At 67.9% G+C, this 17,525-nt stretch carries 15 protein-coding genes; 5 read left to right on the top strand and 10 right to left on the bottom strand.

Going from position 1 to position 17,525, the window contains the following annotated elements; translation table 11 throughout:
- Positions 1-100: 100 nt before the first annotated feature.
- The 3 genes from YS110_16345 (at position 101) to YS110_16335 (ending at position 3,872) form a co-directional block, all read left to right on the top strand.
- Positions 101-760, top strand: a complete 660-nt coding sequence (locus YS110_16345; GenBank protein ID UJB67491.1) for an IPTL-CTERM sorting domain-containing protein — start codon at positions 101-103, stop codon at positions 758-760.
- A 125-nt stretch (positions 761-885) separates the two neighbouring features.
- Positions 886-1,911 carry a collagen-like protein gene (locus YS110_16340; protein UJB66212.1) on the top strand — a complete coding sequence of 342 codons (1,026 nt, stop codon included), beginning with the start codon at positions 886-888 and terminating at the stop codon, positions 1,909-1,911.
- A 35-nt stretch (positions 1,912-1,946) separates the two neighbouring features.
- On the top strand, positions 1,947-3,872 hold the full coding sequence (locus YS110_16335; protein UJB66211.1) for a glycosyltransferase: 1,926 nt from the start codon (positions 1,947-1,949) through the stop codon (positions 3,870-3,872).
- A gap of 52 nt (positions 3,873-3,924) precedes the next feature.
- Here the strand turns inward: YS110_16335 and YS110_16330 are convergent, their stop codons facing one another.
- From YS110_16330 to YS110_16305, 6 genes are read right to left on the bottom strand one after another with little or no spacing between them, the layout of a single operon-like run.
- Complete coding sequence (locus YS110_16330) at positions 3,925-5,826, bottom strand: acyl-CoA synthetase (protein UJB66210.1); 1,902 nt, start codon at positions 5,824-5,826, stop codon at positions 3,925-3,927.
- 27 nt (positions 5,827-5,853) lie between these two features.
- The gene (locus YS110_16325) at positions 5,854-6,879 is read right to left on the bottom strand and encodes an alcohol dehydrogenase catalytic domain-containing protein (protein ID UJB66209.1); all 1,026 of its coding nucleotides are present in this window, start codon (positions 6,877-6,879) and stop codon (positions 5,854-5,856) included.
- Positions 6,869-8,533 (bottom strand): bifunctional 3-(3-hydroxy-phenyl)propionate/3-hydroxycinnamic acid hydroxylase, encoded by a 1,665-nt coding sequence (locus tag YS110_16320; protein UJB66208.1) that lies wholly within the window; start codon positions 8,531-8,533, stop codon positions 6,869-6,871. Before YS110_16320 ends, YS110_16325 begins: the two co-directional genes overlap by 11 nt.
- Entirely contained in the window at positions 8,530-9,486 is a 957-nt protein-coding gene (locus tag YS110_16315) for a fumarylacetoacetate hydrolase family protein (GenBank protein UJB66207.1), read from the bottom strand. Before YS110_16315 ends, YS110_16320 begins: the two co-directional genes overlap by 4 nt.
- A 20-nt stretch (positions 9,487-9,506) precedes the next feature.
- On the bottom strand, positions 9,507-10,646 hold the full coding sequence (locus YS110_16310; GenBank protein UJB66206.1) for a VOC family protein: 1,140 nt from the start codon (positions 10,644-10,646) through the stop codon (positions 9,507-9,509).
- A gap of 14 nt (positions 10,647-10,660) precedes the next feature.
- Positions 10,661-11,905 carry an outer membrane protein transport protein gene (locus YS110_16305; GenBank protein ID UJB66205.1) on the bottom strand — a complete coding sequence of 415 codons (1,245 nt, stop codon included), beginning with the start codon at positions 11,903-11,905 and terminating at the stop codon, positions 10,661-10,663.
- Positions 11,906-11,972: 67 nt separating this feature from the next.
- On the opposite strand from YS110_16305, the gene YS110_16300 reads away from it, so the two are divergent.
- Together YS110_16300 and YS110_16295 are read left to right on the top strand one after the other, a co-directional pair.
- The gene (locus tag YS110_16300; protein UJB66204.1) at positions 11,973-12,665 is read left to right on the top strand and encodes a TetR/AcrR family transcriptional regulator; all 693 of its coding nucleotides are present in this window, start codon (positions 11,973-11,975) and stop codon (positions 12,663-12,665) included.
- Between the two features lie 130 nt (positions 12,666-12,795).
- On the top strand, positions 12,796-13,434 hold the full coding sequence (locus tag YS110_16295) for an MBL fold metallo-hydrolase (protein ID UJB66203.1): 639 nt from the start codon (positions 12,796-12,798) through the stop codon (positions 13,432-13,434).
- An 81-nt stretch (positions 13,435-13,515) separates the two neighbouring features.
- Here the strand turns inward: YS110_16295 and YS110_16290 are convergent, their stop codons facing one another.
- From YS110_16290 to YS110_16275, 4 genes are all read right to left on the bottom strand, one after another.
- On the bottom strand, positions 13,516-15,501 hold the full coding sequence (locus YS110_16290; GenBank protein ID UJB66202.1) for a TonB-dependent receptor: 1,986 nt from the start codon (positions 15,499-15,501) through the stop codon (positions 13,516-13,518).
- A gap of 296 nt (positions 15,502-15,797) precedes the next feature.
- A complete protein-coding gene (locus YS110_16285; GenBank protein ID UJB66201.1) occupies positions 15,798-16,103 on the bottom strand; it encodes a DUF86 domain-containing protein in 306 nt (101 codons plus the stop codon).
- 32 nt (positions 16,104-16,135) lie between these two features.
- On the bottom strand, positions 16,136-16,435 hold the full coding sequence (locus tag YS110_16280) for a nucleotidyltransferase domain-containing protein (GenBank protein ID UJB66200.1): 300 nt from the start codon (positions 16,433-16,435) through the stop codon (positions 16,136-16,138).
- A 169-nt stretch (positions 16,436-16,604) separates the two neighbouring features.
- Positions 16,605-17,507, bottom strand: coding sequence for a helix-turn-helix transcriptional regulator (locus tag YS110_16275; protein UJB67490.1), 903 nt, complete (start codon positions 17,505-17,507; stop codon positions 16,605-16,607).
- Positions 17,508-17,525: the final 18 nt, after the last annotated feature.

Raw genomic sequence — 17,525 nt, 5'->3', positions numbered from 1 at the left:
GCTATGCAAAGAATGTCAACCATTGTAAAAACCACCCTCCAACGAGGGAACCACAATGGACTTCACGCACACAGCAAGGGCCGCAGCCGTAGCCGCCCTGATGGCATCGGCAGCCCCCGCCACCTGGGCGCAATTCACCGTCCCCACCGGCGCCAGCATGAATGCGCCGCCCGGCAGTTCCCTCAATCTGGCCTGCGTCAGGCTTGATGTATCCGGCAGTTTCGACCTCACCGCCAGCACGGTCAACGACGCGGGAGGGGTGTTGATCCAATCCGGCGGTGGCGTGAACGGTGGAGCAAGCACCATTCATGTCAGCGGCAATTGGTCCAACGCGGGCACCTTCGTTGCAGGCAGCGGGTCCGTCATTTTCGACGATGGTTGCGCCACAGGCCCCATCACCCTCTCGGGCCAGACCGTCTTCAACAACCTCACGCTGCGCAGCAACAGCGGCCGCACCTTTGTGCTGCCCCAAGGCAGCAACATCACCGTCAACGGCACGCTGACACTGCAAGGCGCGCCGGGCAATCCCATCACGCTGCAATCTTCCGGCGGCGGCACCGCCGTCGTCAACCTCGGGCCGGGCGCCCAGGTCGTTCGATCCAACGCCACCGTGGGTGGCAACGTGCAGCTCGGCCCTGTACCGCCCGCGCCGCCCAGCACGCCCGCCCGCATTCCCACGCTGTCGCAATGGGGCCTGGCGCTGCTGTCACTGCTGGCTGCCGCCCTGGGCCTGCGCAACGCGCGGCGGCGCCAGGTTTGAAGGGTTTTGGGCCTCCAGCCCTTGCCAATCAAGCGCCAGCAGCTATCAAAACCATTGCACACCGGCCCACGCCACCCGGCTTCCGTTCCTTTCCTTTTCTCTTTCAGCACCGCGGAGAACCCTCCATGCACTCCCCCACCACCACGCCCTCGCGGCTGCTCATGGCCTTGTGCCTGGGCGCCCTGTCCCACACCGGCATGGCCGCCGACGTCACCGTCGTGCCGCCCGCCAGCGGCGGCTTTGCCGTGCGCGATGCCGCCGACAGCACCAACCGCCTGCGCGTGACCGACAGCGGCACGGTGCTGGTGCCCGCGCTGGGCAGCGCTGCGCCCCAGGGCACGGCCGCCTGCTTCGACGCGGGCACCGGCCAGCTCGGCCCCTGCAGCGCAAGCGCACAGGGCGCAACCGGGCCCACAGGACCAGGCGGCCCCACCGGGCCGGCCGGACCAACAGGGCCACAGGGCATACAGGGCGTACAAGGGATACCGGGCGCAATGGGCGCAACCGGGCCTGCAGGGGTTGGCGCTACCGGCGCCGCGGGCCCCACAGGTCCGGCGGGCCCAACCGGCCCAATCGGGCCGACGGGTGCTGGCATGCTGACCGGCAGCGGCGCGCCCAGCAACGCACAGGGCCAGGATGGCGACTTCTACTTCGACAGTGCGGCAACCGCCGTCTATGGACCCAAGGCAGCGGGCACCTGGCCTGGAAGCAGCGTGAGCCTGATCGGCCCGACCGGAGCAGCGGGCGCGGTTGGAGCCACCGGGGCCACCGGGGCCACCGGGGCCACCGGGGCCGAAGGCCCGCAAGGCCCGCAAGGCCTGCTGGGATTTGTAGGCCCTACGGGCAGCGCCGGGCCTACGGGCCCCACAGGCCCCATGGGAGATACCGGGCCAATCGGGCCCACTGGGGGCATCGGGTCTATCTCGATTGCCGAAAATCCCGTGCTAGTTGCCGGTGCAGGTTTGGTATCGACTGTCGAGGCCGACTGCGCCCCAAAAATCGCCATCGGTGGGGGATGCAGGATCAGCGACCCTACAAACAGCTCATTCTTTGGCGGCTATCGCTCCAGCGCCAACAAATGGGCTTGCGACTACTACATGGATCCAGGAGTAGCTCCCACAATAACGGCACAGGCCATCTGCGCCCCATGATGCATGGCAGACGTCGGCCCGCCACCCCAGGCGCCATGCCGCAGTCCATCTGCCTGAACATGATCGTCAAGGACGAGGCCAGCGTCATCGAACGCTGCCTCGCCTCGGTCAAGCCCTTCGTCACCCATTGGGTCATCGTGGACACGGGCTCCACCGATGGCACGCAGGACATCATCCGCCGCTTCATGGCGGATGTGCCCGGCGCGCTGCACGAACGCCCCTGGCGCGACTTCGGCCACAACCGCAGCGAGGCACTGGCGCTGGCCCGCGGCCGGGCGGACTACGTGCTGGTGATGGATGCAGACAACCTCTTCCACGCGCCCCCCGGCTGGGCCTGGCCCGCCCTCGCTGCCCCGGCCTACCACCTGCAGGTGGACAGCAGCGGCACGCGCTACCGGCAGTGCCTGCTGGTGCGCGACGCGCTGCCCTGGCGCTGGGTGGGGGTGCTGCACGAATACCTGGCCACCGACGCGCCCCACACCATCGAAACGCTGGACGGCCCCTGGGTGGAGCGGCGCCACGAGGGTGCGCGCAGCCGCGACCCGCTGACGTTCCGCAAGGACGCCGCCCTGCTGGAAGACGCGCTGCGCCAGGAACCCGGCAACGCGCGCTACGCCTTCTACCTGGCGCAAAGCTGGCGCGATGCGGGCGAGCCCGAAAAGGCCCGCCAGGCTTACCTGGCACGCGCGGCCATGGGCGGCTGGGCCGAGGAGGTGTGGTATGCGCTCTACCAGGCCGCCGTGCTGGCCGAGCGCCTGCAGCACCCCGCGGCCGAGGTGCAGGCCGCCTACCTGGCTGCCTACCAATACCGCCCCGCGCGCGCCGAGCCGCTGGTGGCGCTGGCGCGCTGGCACAACCAGCGCCAGGAGTGGGCCATGGCCCAGCTCTACGCGCGCGCGGCCGTGGGCCTGCCCCGGCCCGCCGACATTCTGTTCATGGACGAGGGCGCGTACCGCTGGGGCGCGCTGGACGAGGCTGCCATCGCCGCCTACTGGCTGGGCGACCATCTGGAGAGCTTCCGGCTGTGCATGCAGTTGCTCGACGGCGACCTGCTGCCCGAGGGCGAACGCGCGCGCGTGGAGGCCAACCGTGACTTCGCCGCGCCCGCCGTGGCGGCACGCACCACGCAGTACCCCGCCGGCATCGTGCAGCAGTTGGCGGCAAGGCGTCAGGCGGGCCCTGCCGAGGGTGAGGCCACGGGCGAGGCGACACTCACCGTCACCACCTGCAAGCGGCTCGACCTGTTCGAGCGCACCATGGATTCGTTCCTGAACTGCTGCCAGGACCTGCACCGCATCCAGCGCTTCGTGTGCGTGGACGACAACTCCAGCGAGGCCGACCGCGCGCGCATGCGGCAGCGCTACCCGTTCTTCGATTTCATTTTCAAGGGACCGCAGGACAAGGGCCACGCGCGCAGCATGAACCTGCTGCGCGACGCCGTGCAGACGCCCTACTGGCTGCACCTGGAGGACGATTGGGAATTCCTCGCCCCCTTGCCCTACGTCGGCCGCGCCATCGGCATCCTGCAGGCCGAGCCGGGCGTGGCCCAGGTGCTGTTCAACCGCAATTACGCCGAAACCCTGCCCGACCGCACCCTGGCCGGCGGTCTGGCGCGCAAACACCCGGCCACGGGCCAGCGCTACGTGCTGCACGAGCATGTGCCGCCCGAGGGGCACGCCGCGTTCTTCGCACGCCAGCCGCAGGGCGCGCGCAGCAACATGTGGTGGCCGCATTTCTCCCTGCAGCCCTCGCTGATGGACGCGCGCAAGCTGCAGGCGCTGGGCGCCTTCGACGAGGGCGCGGGCCATTTCGAGCAGGCGTTCGCGCGCCGCTTCATGGCGGCAGGCCACGCCACGGCGTTTTTCGACCTGGTGGCGTGCCAGCACATCGGCCGCCTGATCGCAGAGCGCGGCAGCGGCAAGCCCAATGCCTACGAGCTCAACGGGGTGGCGCAGTTCTGACCCCCCTGTTCAGGCGCATGCCGAGGCCTGCACCGGCCATGGGCACGGATGCCTACGCACGCCCTGTCGATGAAACCTCGAAACGGAATGGAAACTGGCCAAGAACGTCCCGCGCACGGTCGATAAAGCGCTCCTCCCCCACGATGGCCTCCACACAGGTTCCGAGGCGTGGGTCATTGGCAACCCCAAGGCGGAAGATCGGTATCCCTGCCTCGTTCAGCGCCGCGCCAAGGGCGTCCAGGGTCTCGCGCTGCTTGAGGTCGGGCTTGAATATCTTGCCCACCCCAGTCAAAGGCAAGGCCGCGACGAGCCGGATCGCCTTCGGCATCGCCGCACGCTCACCGATGTATTCGCGCGCAAAAGACATCAGCTCATCTTCAGTCACCGCCATGCCAGGCCGCAGCTGAACATAGGCGACCGGCAGTTCTCCGACGTAGACGTCGGGTCGGCCCACCGCTGCCACGAGCTGCACGGCCGGATGCCGGTGCAGCGGCTCTTCAATGCTGGCGGGGTCGATGTTGTGGCCGCCCCGGATGATGAGTTCCTTTTTCCGGCCCGTGAGATAGAAGTAGCCTTGCGCATCCTGCAGGCCCAGATCACCAGTGTTCAGCCAGCGACGGCCGTCGCCCAGCTCCAGCCACAGGCCGGCGTTCTGGCATTCATCGCGATAGCCGGCAAACACGTTGGGGCCGCTGATCACGAGCACGCCAGGCTCGCCCACCGCACAGTCGCGCACATAGGCGCCAGACTCATCCAGCACGACCGCTTTCATGGCCTGCAGCGGCAGGCGCAGGCCGATGGAGCCCACGCGCCGCTCGCCCAGCGGGGGGTTGCAGGTGCTGACGCAGGTTCCCTCAGTCAGGCCGTAGCCTTCGAGGATTTTCAGGCCCGTTGAATCCTGGAACGATCGCATCAGCTCCTGCGGCAGGGGCGCAGCGCCGCACAGGCCGTACTCCAGCGAGCGCAGGTCATGCCCCTGCATCGGTTGCTGCATGAGTGCTGCATAGACCGTCGGAACAGCACTGAAGAAGTTGATGCGGTGGTGCTCCACCAACTCCCAGAAGCGCTGGATGACACCCGCGCCTCGGTACCCTGAAGGCGTGCCGAGAATCACATGGGCGCCACGCAGAAACGGCAGCAGGCCGGTCACCAGCACTGCATTGACGTGGAACAGCGGCAGGCCGCAAAAGAGCGTCTTGCCCTGCGCAATGCCATCGCCAATGAACTGGCCGACGCTCCAGGCGTTGAAGACCTCGTTGGCGTGCGTGCGCATGGCGATCTTCGGCGCCCCGGTCGTGCCGCCCGTGCAGAAGTAGGACGACTGGTCGCTGGGCTGGATGGTTCGGCGGCTGACCAGGTGATCCTGGGGCTGCCGTGCAAGGCCCTGGGCGAAGTCGTGCACCTCGTACCCGCCTGACTCGCCATGCAGTTCCTGGCGCACTGCCGCCGGAGCGTGCCCGGCCATGTCGATCAATACGACATGCCGCAAGCTGCCGACGCGCTCAAGCGCTGGCTGCAATTGGGCCCACAGTTCCATCCCGGGCACGGGCGCCACCGTGATCAGCACGCGGGCTTCGCCTGCTGCCAGCAGATCGGCGATGGCGGAAGGCTCCAGCATGGGGTTGATCGCAAAGGCGATGCCAGCCGCCTGCCCGCCCCAGATCGCGAGGTGGGTTTGCGGCAGGTTGGGGAGCACGAAGGCAACCACGTCGCCGCTGCGAACGCCGAGTTCATGCAGGAAATTGGCGGTCGCCGTGATGTGCGAGAACAGCGCCTGGTAGGACCAGACCTGTGGCTTCGCATGGTCTTCGATGCGTTGGAAGAAAGAGAGTGCAGGTGCATCGGGATGCCGCTGGGCAGCAGCGCCGATCAGCTCATAGGTACTGCCGGGCAGCCGTGGAGCGGGGGCGGCTTCGAGAGCAAGCACATCGGCGATGGAGGAGATTCCGTTCATGGTGGCGTGCGGTTACAAAGAACGGCCTTACGGCCATAGGAGGGCGCGGCCAGGACGGCCCGCGCAAACGTGGTTGAACGCCGCGATGGCGTTGTCGAAGGAGGTGCAGATGCCAACAGGCAGCGAGACCGAGCCCGCGTGAACCATCTGGCCGAGCACCGATAGCGCCTGCAGATCAGGCCTGAAAACGACCCAGCCATACCGCGCCCTGGGGGCGCGGGAGGTGACGATGGCGCGGACATGCCGCCGGTCGCGCAGGCAGGCCCATGCACCGCCTGGCCATCCCCGGCGGTCGAAGTGGGCCAGCAAGGGGTGCACCGTGGTCGCCTGGCCCAGCGCGCGCGGGCCCAGGCGGGAGGCCAGCAGCGCATCGTCGTCCCAAGCGGCAAAGTTCAGGATCGCATCAAAGTCGCTGGGCAAGGATGGAATGCACGCGGGCCCGCGCTCCACTGCGACTTCGGCGCCAAGATCCAGCGCCGCCTGGCATTGGCCTTTGCCGCAGATCGCTGTGATCCGGCTGCCCCCAGGCTGAAGCACCTGCATCGCCAAGCGCCCCAGCCCTCCGGTGGCACCATGGATCAGTACTTTCATGCCCCGCATGTTGTGCGCGCCGATACCGATGCCGCGCAGCGCGAGCCATGCCGTCGTGAACGAGTAAGGCAGCACAGCCAGCGCATGCGAATCGGCGCCATCCGCTGCGGGCAGCAACTGTTTCTCCGGAACGACGACGTGCGACGCATGCGCACCGCCTGCCCGCCCGGTGCCGATCAGCCCGAATACGCGCTGCCCCGGCGCAAAGCCCCTTACGCCAGCGCCGACAGCCTCGACCACGCCCGCGACATCGTTGCCCAACACGAGCGGAAAGCGCCCCGCGCCCTTGAGCCCCAGCAGGCGCCGCCCATAGCCCTCCGCGCGCTTGGCGTCGATCGGGTTGACAGAGGTGGCCTCCACGCGCACCAGGACTTCGGTGGCGCCGGGGCGAGGCCGCTGGACCGTGCGCACCAACAGGTGCGGCGGCGAGGCCGCCTCGGTGCAGACCAGCTCACGCCGCATACCGTTCTTTCGGAAGGGACGTGATTGCCTCCGGCGCTGTGGCCTCGGGCGGCGCGACGCGCTGAAGCGCCTGCTTCAGCATCGTCTCGACCTCTGCGGCCGGCCCTTCACACAGCACACAGCGGTCCGGCCTGACGATGGCCACCCAGCCCAGGGGGACCTTGCGTGGCAGCAATGTCTCATCAAGCGCTTCCAACCGGATCCCGGGTGCGCCAAGATGCTGCCGCTGGGCGCGATGGCACCACTGCCACACCCGGCCGCCAAGCGCCTGCCAGCGCTGAAGCAACTCGGCCGGCAGCCCCGCGGACGGATCGACGCCAAAGCCGATCAGCGCCCACTGCAGGCCCAAGGCGTCATCGCTGAGTATCGGCCGGTCACCTCGGGCCGGGCGCACCCAGCCTTGCGGCAGCATGGCGCCCGCCCGCAGCCGCTCGCGGCCGTGCTGGCGCCAGAACAAGCCTTCATCGAAGGTGTTCTGCGGCTTCAATTTCAAATCTTCGAACAACGCACGTCCAGCAGGGAGCAAACGCAACAGGCTCATGAGTCCATGCACGGCAAATGCCTTCGCCCGGTTCTGCGGCATCACCAGGGCACCGAGCTGGAGCGCAAGGCGAATGATCTTCCTGGCGTGGGGCCTGCGCTCGGCGTCGTAGCTGGCAAGGAGTTGGGGGCCTGCCTGCCCTCGTACCACGGCCGCGAGCTTCCAGGCCAGGTTCGCGGCATCGCGCAGTCCCGCCACCAGTCCCTGGCCGGCAAAGGGCGGTGTAATGTGCGCAGCATCCCCCGCGAGGAAGCAACGCCCTTTGGAGAACTGCCGGGCCTCGCGCGCATGGAAACGGTAAACCGCGGTGCGCTCGATGCGGATGCGCTCGCTGTCGCACCAGGGAGCCAGCAGCCGCCGCACCGATTCCGGCCGCTCCATTTCTTCCGGGTTCTCGCCGGGACGCAGCATGAACTCCCACCGCTGCCTGCCGCCGGGCGCCACCATACGCGGTGTGGGGCGCTTCGGATCGCAACAGAACTCAATATGGTCGATCGGATCGGGGACGTCCAGGGCATCGACGATCAGCCAGTCCTGCTGGAAACTGCGGCCTTCGAACTCCAGACCAAGCGCACGCCGCACCAGCGAACTCGCCCCATCGGTGCCGACGAGGTAGCGCGCGCGCACCTGGATCTGCTGTCCGGCAGCGTCCTTCAGCCGGGCGCTGACGGATTGGCCGTCGTCCACGAAACCCTCCAGTTCGACACCCAGCCGAACTTCGACGCCAGGAAACTGCGCCAGTTTGGAGCGCAGCAGTTGCTCCAGCTGCGGCTGGAAGAAGGTGACGAGCGCCGGGTGACCGTCGACGATGCCAGCGCTGTTGATGCGCGCGAAGCGGCCGAACATGGGCGATTGGTAGTGCACCTGCGCGATGGCCACCGTATCGAGCTCGCCTTCGTGTACGCCAGCCAGCTGAAGAATGCGCAAGGCCTCATTGTCCAGGGCGATGGCGCGCGGCTTCTCGAAGATGGCCGTGGCCTTGTCAATCGCCAGCACGTTCACGCCGTAGCGGCCCAGCAGATTGGCCAGCGCCGCACCGACAGGGCCAAGGCCAACCAGCAGGACGTCCGTGTCGATTGCCCGTGCCGCGGCTTCCGAAGATGATGTTCTCATGGTGCAACGATGGAGGTTGTCTGTTCGCCAAGGTCGATTGCGCCGTCATCGGTTCGGATCGACGCACTGATGCGGTCCCCTGGACGCAGATAAGCAGGGTTGGAACGGCCTTTCCCGATGAAGGCGCGCCACTTGCCTGCATCGCTCATGAAGTGCTTGAGGATGAACATCGTCAACTTGCCAGGGGCACGTGCCGCGCAGCCCGCGGGCGTGCCAGTGGCAATGAGATCACCCGCGTTCAGGTCTTGCAGCGCTGCCAGTTCCGTCAGCGTGGCGGCGGGCCCATGAAGCATTTCGGCGCAATAGGCGTCTTGCCGCAGTTGGCCGTTGACGGCAAGGCGCATGTGCAGTTCGGGCCAGCGCGCCCACTCCTGCGGGGTCAGCAAAACCAGGGCAGGCCCCACCGGGCCAAAGCCGCGGTAGCTCTTGCCCTTGTAGAACTGGCCCTGGGGCAATTGCACGTCGCGGGCAGAGAGATCGTTGACGATCGTCACGCCCGCCAGCCACTGGTGCAGATCCTGCAAGCCAACCGTGATGCCTGCCGGCAGAGGCCTGCGCAGCACCAGGCCCAATTCGATTTCGTAATCGAGCAGATGCACGTGTGCGGGACATGCCACCGGCGCATCGGCCGCCGTGATGCTGGAGGGCGCCTTGGTGAAGATCGTGTTGAAGGGGAAGTTCTCGACGCGCAGCCCTGACTCAGCAATGTGGCTGCTGTAGTTGACGCCCTGGCAGATGAATTGCTGCTGCGATGTGACTGGCGAGAGGAGCCGCACGCGCTCCGGGGGCACGGTTGCATGCTCTGGCTCGATGGACCACAGCAGGTCCCAGTGCGCGGACAGCAGGTCGCCAGTGGTGGCTGCGTCGATGTCCAGGGGAGCGATATGGCGCTCGAACTGAACGCCCCAGCGGGGTGTGCCGGCGTCGGCATAACGGATGATGGATCGTGGCATGAATGTGATTGAAAAAAGGGTTACAGCCAGGGGCGCGCCGGTGCATCGAGTGCAGCGCTCAGCAGCTTCAATCGTTGCGGTGTGATCGCCTTCTTCCTGATGAGCCGGAGCACGTGGAACAGCGTGTGCAGGTTCTTCCTGGGCTTCATGGAGGCAGGCGCGTCGTCGCCCCACGCCCAGATGCCGCCAAATTCGAGTGCCGAGTAGGCGGTCTCCACATCGGCGGTGAAAAGGTCGCCATCGGTGTAGTGCTCGTACTCGAATCCGTCGGGGTCGAGCCAGTAATCGAACAACTGGCTGCCGAGCAAGTGGCGGCCGATACCCCACATGTGGCGATGGCCCTGTGCCCGCAGCACCTGCTGCCCCTGCCCGAGTGCATCCAGGTCCAGCACCTCGTAAGCGCTGTGCTCGATCTTTTCCTCGATGCCGCCCACGATCACGAGGGTGTGGTGATCCGCAGGCTGATCCTTCAGATCCAGGCGGCAGAACGCGAGGTTCGGACTGCCGTCGGCAAGGTATTGCACGTCCGTGGGAATCACCCCCAGCACGCGCATGTACCACTGCGCCATGCAGGCGAAGCCCACCGTCTGCAACACCACATGGCCGATTCGCACGACGCGTGCGGCCTCGATGGGCGTGCGCACGGTGCGGTTCACGCGGGGGCTGTCGCAGGCTGTGTTGGTGCTGGGAGTCACCGATGCACGCTGCGGTAGCGGCTGCACGCGCAATTGGTCCTGCAGCAGCCAGACGCTGCGTCCGCTGGGGTCGAACAGCTCGATACCACGGCCGCCTGCGGGCAACTGGTCGGGCGTCAGCCAGCGCGCGCCCATCTGCTCAACGTAGCGGTGCAGATCGGTGTCCTCGGACATGAGGAATGCGGGGCCGACGAATCGATCGCGGGCGCCCGCGTCGGCAATGGCGATGCAGGGCGCCGTCCCCGTGCCGCGTGCGATCAGGCGCTGCGGCCCAGCGCTGACGAGATGAAAGCCGAAGTCGCGCCAGAAACGTTCCGTGGCGGCCAGCCGGCGCTTTTCCCAGCGCAGGAAAGCCAGCTCAATGGCCCGGCCAAGCGCTGGCGGACGGGCAACCGCCTGGATGTGGGCAGGCAACCGGCTTTCCGGAATCGATTCGGCCTGCCGAAGCACAGTCGCGTTGTTCACTACGGCCCCCTGATTCAGAACGTGTGGTGAAAGCCGAGCAGAAGCATCTGGACCTTGCTCGTCAGGGCGGTTCCCGCGCTGGGCCCCGTGCCTGTGAGCGTGGTGCGCGGGTTCAACTCGTAGCCGGCATTCAGCTCGGAACGAGGCGTGAGTCGCCAACTCACGCCTGCCGTGTAGGCTTCTTCATGGATCGACGGTACAAGCAGGTTCTGCGCGGCGCGCGAGCTGTCGATCTGGCCTCGGTTGCGGCTGTACCCGGCGCGCAAGGTCCAGCGGTCATTCAGCGTCCAGGCCACGCCAAAGCGCAAGACCGATTGGTTGCGCCAGGCAAAGCCGCCTGGATCCTGCATGGCCTTGATATCGCCCCACTGGATGCGAAGCCAGTCGGCCGCTAGGAGAAGCCGTGTCGTGGCCTGCCAGGCAACGCCGACGCCATACTGCGCAGGCACATCCAGGCGTCCGTCGCTGTAGGCCAGCAAGTCCCGGTCGTACCCTTTGAGACGGCCCATGTGTGTCCGGGACTTCACGTTGATGCCAATCGACCAATCGGGCGTCGCTTTCCAAAGTGCGCCGAGCCGAACGCCTGCGCCCATTGCGGTCTGCCGTCCATGGCCAGACAGCGGCATCAGGCCGCCCGGCACCGGCGCGGGCACCACGACGCCATCGGCGTCAAACTGTTGCCGCGCCAAGGTGAGGCCCACGCCCAGGGCCAGATCAGGCCGGGGCTTCCAGGCCACGGCGGGGATGATCTCGGCAACGCGCAGCGTCGACTGGGCTGTGCCGGCGCCGGGCACGGGCAGGGCAGGCCGGCCGTAATCGGATCCGGCCCCGGAGCCCGCGATGCTCAGTCCCAGTGTGATCTGGGGACTCATGTGCCAGTTCACTCCCCCCTCGGGAGCCAGCTCGGTTTGGCTGTTCTCAAGATGGTTGCCTGGCATGGCGTAGTTGGCAGAAGAGTTTCCGCGGAACACCTGAAGGCCAAATGTCGTGGAAGCCGGCACAAAAGCCATGCCCGCAGGGTTGTTGGCTGCAGCCACGGCATCCAGCGGGAGCGCGATCGCCGCGCCCCCCATGGACGCATTCTTGATGCCATAGCCGCCGGGCAGCGCGCCGTTGACCGCAACCGCATCGGCATGAATAAAAACCACAGCGAGCGCCGCCAGGAGTTGGCAGCGTTCAGAGCATCCAGACATCGTGAAGTCCTTTGAGGAAGGTAAATGATGAGTTTGATCAATGTTCAGTGAACTAATTGTCATCATGACACGATCGTCACTATTGAAAACCTATCGTTTACACCTATGCAAACCGGCAAGGCACAATCCGCACATGCCTCCCACGACCACGCCGACATCCGATCACCGTCAGCGCGTCGCCGCCGAGCGACGCGACCGAATGCGCGCCCGCCTGTATGCAAGTGCGATGAAGCTGATCGCCGAGAAGGGGCCTGGGGCGACATCGATCGATGACGTGATATCCGCGGCCCAGGTGTCACGGGGAACGTTCTACAAATACTTCCCGTCCCCTGACGCCTTGATCCGGGACCTGGCGGTCGAGATCGCCAATGCGTTGATACAGATGGCCGAACCCGCCGTGCAGAGCTACGCCGATCCGGCGGAGCGGGTCGCTGTCGGCCTGCGCATCGTCTCCAGGCTCGCTATCGAGCGCCCGCTGGCAGCAGCATTCCTCGCGCGCCTCGGCTGGCCGGACTCTCGAAGTCCGCATTTGCTGCTCGATTTCGTGAAACGGGATCTGGAGGAAGGCATCCGTCAAGGGCGGTTCGCGCAGATGCCCATCGCCTTGGCCCTCAATATCGTGACCGGTGCCAGCCTTGGCGCGACGATTCGCATGCTGGAGCCTGACTGCGAGCCCGACTTCGCGGAGCAGAGCACCGCTGCCGCTCTGCGCGGACTGGGACTGGATGCAAACAGCGCAGAGCGCATCGCCAACAGTCCCCTGAAGCCCGTCAGAATGTCTCATTCGGGGGCGTTTCCCGAAGAAGCCCCGGCAGGTCAAGACTAGAGGGGCAGGGCTGCTTCCGGGCAGCGGTCACCCAGCGCTTCCTGGCGGGCGAAGGCAATGCAAATCCAGGCTTGCAATCGCCAATCTCTCGATCTCTCGATCTCTGTTAGTAACACCCAACCATCGGGCCATGCTGCACTACCACACCATCCCCGTCACGCCCTTCCAGCAGAACTGCTCGCTCGTCTGGTGCGACCAGACCCAGGAAGCGGCCGTCATCGACCCCGGCGGCGACCTCGACCAGATCCTGGCGCAGGCGCAGCGCCTGGGCATCACGCTCAAGGCCATCTGGCTGACGCACGCCCACATCGACCACGCCGGCGGCACGGGCGCGCTGGCGCGCGAGCTGGACCTGCCCATCGTCGGCCCGCAGGAGGGCGACCAGTTCTGGATCGACGGCCTGCCGCAGCAAAGCGCGATGTTCGGCTTTCCGCCCGCCCTGCCCTTCGCGCCCACGCGCTGGCTGCACGACGGCGACACGGTGGCCATCGGCCAGGAGACGGTGCACGTGCGCCACTGCCCCGGGCACACGCCGGGCCACGTGGTGTTCCACGCACCGCAGATCCAGCGCTGCTTCGTGGGCGACGTGCTGTTCGCGGGCAGCATCGGGCGCACCGACTTCCCGCAGGGCAACCACATGCAGCTGATCGACAGCATCACGCAGCGCCTGTGGCCCATGGGCGACGAGACGGTGTTCATCCCCGGCCACGGGCCGGAGAGCACCTTCGGGCGCGAGCGCCGCAGCAATCCCTACGTGGGCGGGACCTGAGCGAAAAGGCTCCTCAGGCGGCAAAAAAACGGCCTGCGCAGCGCAGGCCGAATACCTTGGAGCCGCCCGCTGGCGGCACGGTCAGAACGTCCAGGTCACACCCACCTGCACGCTGCGGCCGGCGGCCGGAATGGGCACCACGCTGCGGATCTGGTGGCGCGGGTAGCTGCCGCGGTTGTAGTACTGGCGGTCGAACAGGTTGTCCACGCCCAGGCGCAGCGTCAGGTCCTTGCGGCCGCCGGGATTCCAGTCGGCCGACAGGCCCACCACGGTGTAGCTCGGCTGCTCCACGTAGCCGGCGGCGCGCACGGCGCCGGCGTAGCTCTGCTTGCCGGCGTAGCGCAGGGTGGCGCCCAGGCGGGTGTGCCAGGCGGGCAACTGGTGCTCGACGAACAGCGTGGCGGTGTCGCCCACGGGCATGAGGTCGCCGCCGTCGGGTTCGAGCGTGTCGGGCACGCCCTTGCTGGTCCTGGCCAGCGTGGCGTTCAGGCCCAGCGTGGTGCGCTGCCACTGGTACAGGGCGTGCAGCATCCAGCCGTGGCTGCGCAGGCGCGGGCCGTTGGTGCGCAGGCCCCGGTTGTTGGCCTCCACGCTCAGCACGGTGGGGGCGAGCAGCCGGGTGTCGAAGTAGCCGATGCCCGCCTTCCACTGTTCGCCGAAGACGTTCAGGCCGAGCTTGCGGTTGTGGGCGGTGGCGGGCGCGTAGTCCGCCGCGGTGGCGTAGTTGCGCGCGTGGTAGTAGCCGGTCTGCGACCACTGGTAGCCCAGGAAGGTGCGCGACGCGGCCACGTAGGCCTCGGCGTGCTCGCCCAGCAGGTAGCTCAGCGTGGCGTTGCCGCTCAGGCCGCCGTCGCTGGCCCGGGCGCCGTCCTGCAGGGTCATGGCGTGGCGGTCGTAGCGCGCGCCGGCGGACAGGCCGAGCGCGCCGAAGCGCAGGCGCGCCTGGCCGTACAGGCCCTGCTGGCTGTCGTGCTCGCGGATGTGGCCCTTGGGCGCGTTCACGCCGTCGTCGTAGCGCTCCACGTCCACGCTGGTGTGGCTGGCGTCCACGCCCACGGTGACCTTGCCGGCGTCGACGCGGAAGGTGTTCTGCGCCTTCAGGCCCCAGGCCTTGTCCCAGTTGTTGAAGTCGGTGTTGTTGGCGCCCGCCATGGCGTTGGGGCGCTCCATGTCGCTCTGGTTGTACCAGAGCACCAGCTCGGGGTCGTAGTTGCCGCCGGGCTGCGTGGTGGTGTAGCGCACGGTGGCGGTGCTGCGCACGAGCTTGAGCGGGTACGGCGTGTTGGCGCGCCCGCCGGCGCTGTCCATGTTCATGCGCGTGGTGCGCTCGGTGTCGTCGCGGTTCTGCTCCAGCGTCAGCTCGTAGCGGTGGCCCTCGGGCTGCTGCAGGCCGAGCTTGGCCAGGCCGGAGGTGAGCTTGGGCGCCGTGCCGAGCACGGCGGCGCCGCTGCCGTCGTGGTAGTCGCTGCCGTTCTGGCGCGCACCCATCACCAGCCAGTCCACCGCGCCACTCTTGCCATAGGCCGAGAGGTTGGTGGTGAAGCCAGTGCCGTTGCTGCCGTAGCCCAGGCGCGCGCGGGCGCCCAGGGCCTGGCCGGGCTGCAGCAGGTCGAGCGCGTTCACCGTCTCGTAGCGCACCGCGCCCACGGCGGCGGCGAAGCCCGCGTCGGCGGCGGCGGCGCCAGCCTCGACCTCGACGCGCTTGAGGAAGCTGGGGTCCACCAGGATGTTGCCCGCGTGGTGCCAGGCGGTGCCGGGCTGGCGCGCGCCGTCGATGGTCACGGCCAGCATCGACTGCTCGAAGCCCAGCACATACACGCGCTGCGCCACCTGCGCGCCGCCGCTGACCGACACGCCCGACTCGCGCTGGAAGATGCCCGCCGTGTCGCGCGGCTGCAGGCGCTCCAGGTCTTCGCGCGTGACCACGGCGCCGCCCGTGGCCTCCACCTGTTCCTCGCCGTTGGCGATGACGGTGACTTGCTCCAGGTGGCGCTCTTGCGCCCACAGCGGCGTGCTCAGGGCCAGCGCCATGGCAGCGCACAGGGTGTTGGGGTGAAACGGCTTCATGGATGAACGAGAAAGTTGAAAACAGCGAAGCGCCATGCCCCGCTCCGGCATGCCAGGGGTGCATGGCGCATGCATGCGAATGATTCCATCTTCACCCGCCCCCCGTGTTTGCGCGGCCAACAAAGATGTTTGCGGGGCGTACCCCGGGGGAACTATGGAAAAGTGAGCTGCTGGCGCTTGGCTGGTAAGGGTTTAGGCGTGAAATCCTTTGAAAACCGTTTGGCAGAGCGCGCCAGCAGCTCTTTTTTCAGGAGCATCACGGAAGGCGCGCGTGCGCCGAGCGCTGGCGTCCGCTCTCAGTGCGCGGCCAGCGCGTGCCGCAGCGCGGCTTCCAGCGCGGGCAGGTCATCGGTAATGGTCTTGAACAGGATTTCGTGCGCCACCTGTTCATAGCCATGCGCCAGGATGTTGCGCAGGCCGATCACCTTGCGCCAGGGAATGTCCGGCATCTGCCCGGTACGCCGGGCATCGATGCGGCAGGCAGCCTCGCCCAGGTTGATGAACAGCTTTTCCACCGCCAGGCACACGATGCGTTGCCGCGCGAAATCTTCCGCCGTCTGTGCCGTGGCGAGCGAGCGAAGCTCCTGCGTGAATCGCAGCATGTCGGCCAGATGCGCGGGTGTGCGATCCACCATCATTGGAACAGGGGACGCAACTGCGGCTCGATGGCACGGCGCCGGAACGGGTTGTCGAGCACGGAAGGGAACGCCAGGTCGATCCGGCGGCCATCGAAGGCGGCGGACAGTTCGTCCTGCATATCCACCAGCGCAAAGCCGCTGGGTGCCTCGCCAGGGATGAACTCCACCAGCAGGTCCACGTCGCTGTCGGGGCGCTCCTGCCCTACGGCGGCCGAACCGAACATTTGCAGCCGGCGGACGTGGTAGCGCCGGCAGATGTCCGCAATGCGGGACTGGAGGGGCGGTGCGATCTGCATGGCCGGATTATGGCGGCGCAGGGCTTCACGGCGGTGTGCGCCAGACACCCACGTTCGCCGCCCCAAATCCCGCATCCGTCTCGCCCGGCCGCCTTGTCCAGCAGCTCCAGCCCGCGTGCGGCGCGGTCTGCGCCCCGGGCGGCGCGCAGCAGGCGCGGGTGAATGGCCTCTACACCCGCGCCCGCGCCAGCTTGGGCGGGGTGCCGAAGCGCCGCCGGTACGCAGTGGCGAAGTTGGCGGCGCTGGTGTAGCCCGCCACCAGCGCGGCCTGGCCGACGGTGACGCCGTCGCGCTCGAGCGCCTGGCGCGCGCGCTGCAGGCGGCCTTCGCGCAGGTGCTCGAACACCGTGGTGCCATAGACGGCGCGGAACTGGCGCTGCAGGGTGTTGGCGTTGACGCCCGCCTGGCGCGCGATGTCGTCGAGCGACAGCGCGTCGGCCCGGCCCGAGGCCAGGAAGGCATGCAGCTCGCGCAGGCGCTGGTGCTCGCGCGGGCGCAGCGCCGGGGCGGGCGCGGCATGCTGGCACAGCGCGCCGAGGGCATCGCCCACCAGCTCCAGCGTGCGGCTTTCCAGGTACATGTGCTGCAGCAGCGGCACCAGCGGCGGCGGGCGCACGATCTGCTCGGCCAGCGCCGCCGCGCGCGGCGAGAGCTGCCAGCGGCGCGTGGCCAGGTGGCGGCGCATGAACTGCCCCAGCTCGGGCGCCGCCATGTCGCCGCCGGCCTGCGCCAGCCAGTCGCCGCACAGCCCCAGGCTGATGCGGCGCGAGTACACGCCCTGGCGCGTGCGGCGCGTGAAGCGGTCCGGCTCGGCCACGGCCACCAGCGCCGCGCTGGCGCCAGCGCGGTGGTGCGACAGCGCCACGCGCGCGGTGCCGTAGGACACGTCCAGCGCCCCGTCGAGCAGCACCACCATGCGCAGGCCCACGCCGATCTCGGCCTGCGCCGTCAGGTCGCAGGGGTCGTGCGCGTCGTCGCAGTGCAGCCACAGGCCGGGCCGCAGCTCGCGCAGGCGCGCCAGGTGCGCGCGCAGCGCCGGATCCGCGGGAGGCTGGGGAACGTCGGCAGGCATGGGAGGGGACAAGGCGGG

Origin of the sequence: Acidovorax sp. YS12 (assembly GCA_021496925.1) — a bacterium.
Lineage (GTDB): Bacteria > Pseudomonadota > Gammaproteobacteria > Burkholderiales > Burkholderiaceae_C > Paenacidovorax.
The sequence above is the reverse complement of the archived record's forward strand: the minus strand, read 5'-3'. Positions and strand labels throughout refer to the sequence as shown.

Excerpts from the sequence above, each read along its gene's own strand:
- YS110_16325 (UJB66209.1), bottom strand. The coding sequence starts at position 6,879 with ATGCGGCGTGAGCTGGTCTGCACCGAGGCGGCCTCGCCGCCGCACCTG.
- YS110_16315 (UJB66207.1), bottom strand. The coding sequence starts at position 9,486 with ATGCCACGATCCATCATCCGTTATGCCGACGCCGGCACACCCCGCTGG.
- YS110_16305 (UJB66205.1), bottom strand. The coding sequence starts at position 11,905 with ATGATGACAATTAGTTCACTGAACATTGATCAAACTCATCATTTACCT.
- YS110_16300 (UJB66204.1), top strand. The coding sequence starts at position 11,973 with ATGCCTCCCACGACCACGCCGACATCCGATCACCGTCAGCGCGTCGCC.
- YS110_16285 (UJB66201.1), bottom strand. The coding sequence starts at position 16,103 with ATGCTGCGATTCACGCAGGAGCTTCGCTCGCTCGCCACGGCACAGACG.
- YS110_16335 (UJB66211.1), top strand. The coding sequence starts at position 1,947 with ATGCCGCAGTCCATCTGCCTGAACATGATCGTCAAGGACGAGGCCAGC.
- YS110_16340 (UJB66212.1), top strand. The coding sequence starts at position 886 with ATGCACTCCCCCACCACCACGCCCTCGCGGCTGCTCATGGCCTTGTGC.
- YS110_16345 (UJB67491.1), top strand. The coding sequence starts at position 101 with ATGGCATCGGCAGCCCCCGCCACCTGGGCGCAATTCACCGTCCCCACC.
- YS110_16330 (UJB66210.1), bottom strand. The coding sequence starts at position 5,826 with ATGAACGGAATCTCCTCCATCGCCGATGTGCTTGCTCTCGAAGCCGCC.
- YS110_16280 (UJB66200.1), bottom strand. The coding sequence starts at position 16,435 with ATGCAGATCGCACCGCCCCTCCAGTCCCGCATTGCGGACATCTGCCGG.
- YS110_16290 (UJB66202.1), bottom strand. The coding sequence starts at position 15,501 with ATGAAGCCGTTTCACCCCAACACCCTGTGCGCTGCCATGGCGCTGGCC.
- YS110_16320 (UJB66208.1), bottom strand. The coding sequence starts at position 8,533 with ATGAGAACATCATCTTCGGAAGCCGCGGCACGGGCAATCGACACGGAC.
- YS110_16295 (UJB66203.1), top strand. The coding sequence starts at position 12,796 with ATGCTGCACTACCACACCATCCCCGTCACGCCCTTCCAGCAGAACTGC.
- YS110_16275 (UJB67490.1), bottom strand. The coding sequence starts at position 17,507 with ATGCCTGCCGACGTTCCCCAGCCTCCCGCGGATCCGGCGCTGCGCGCG.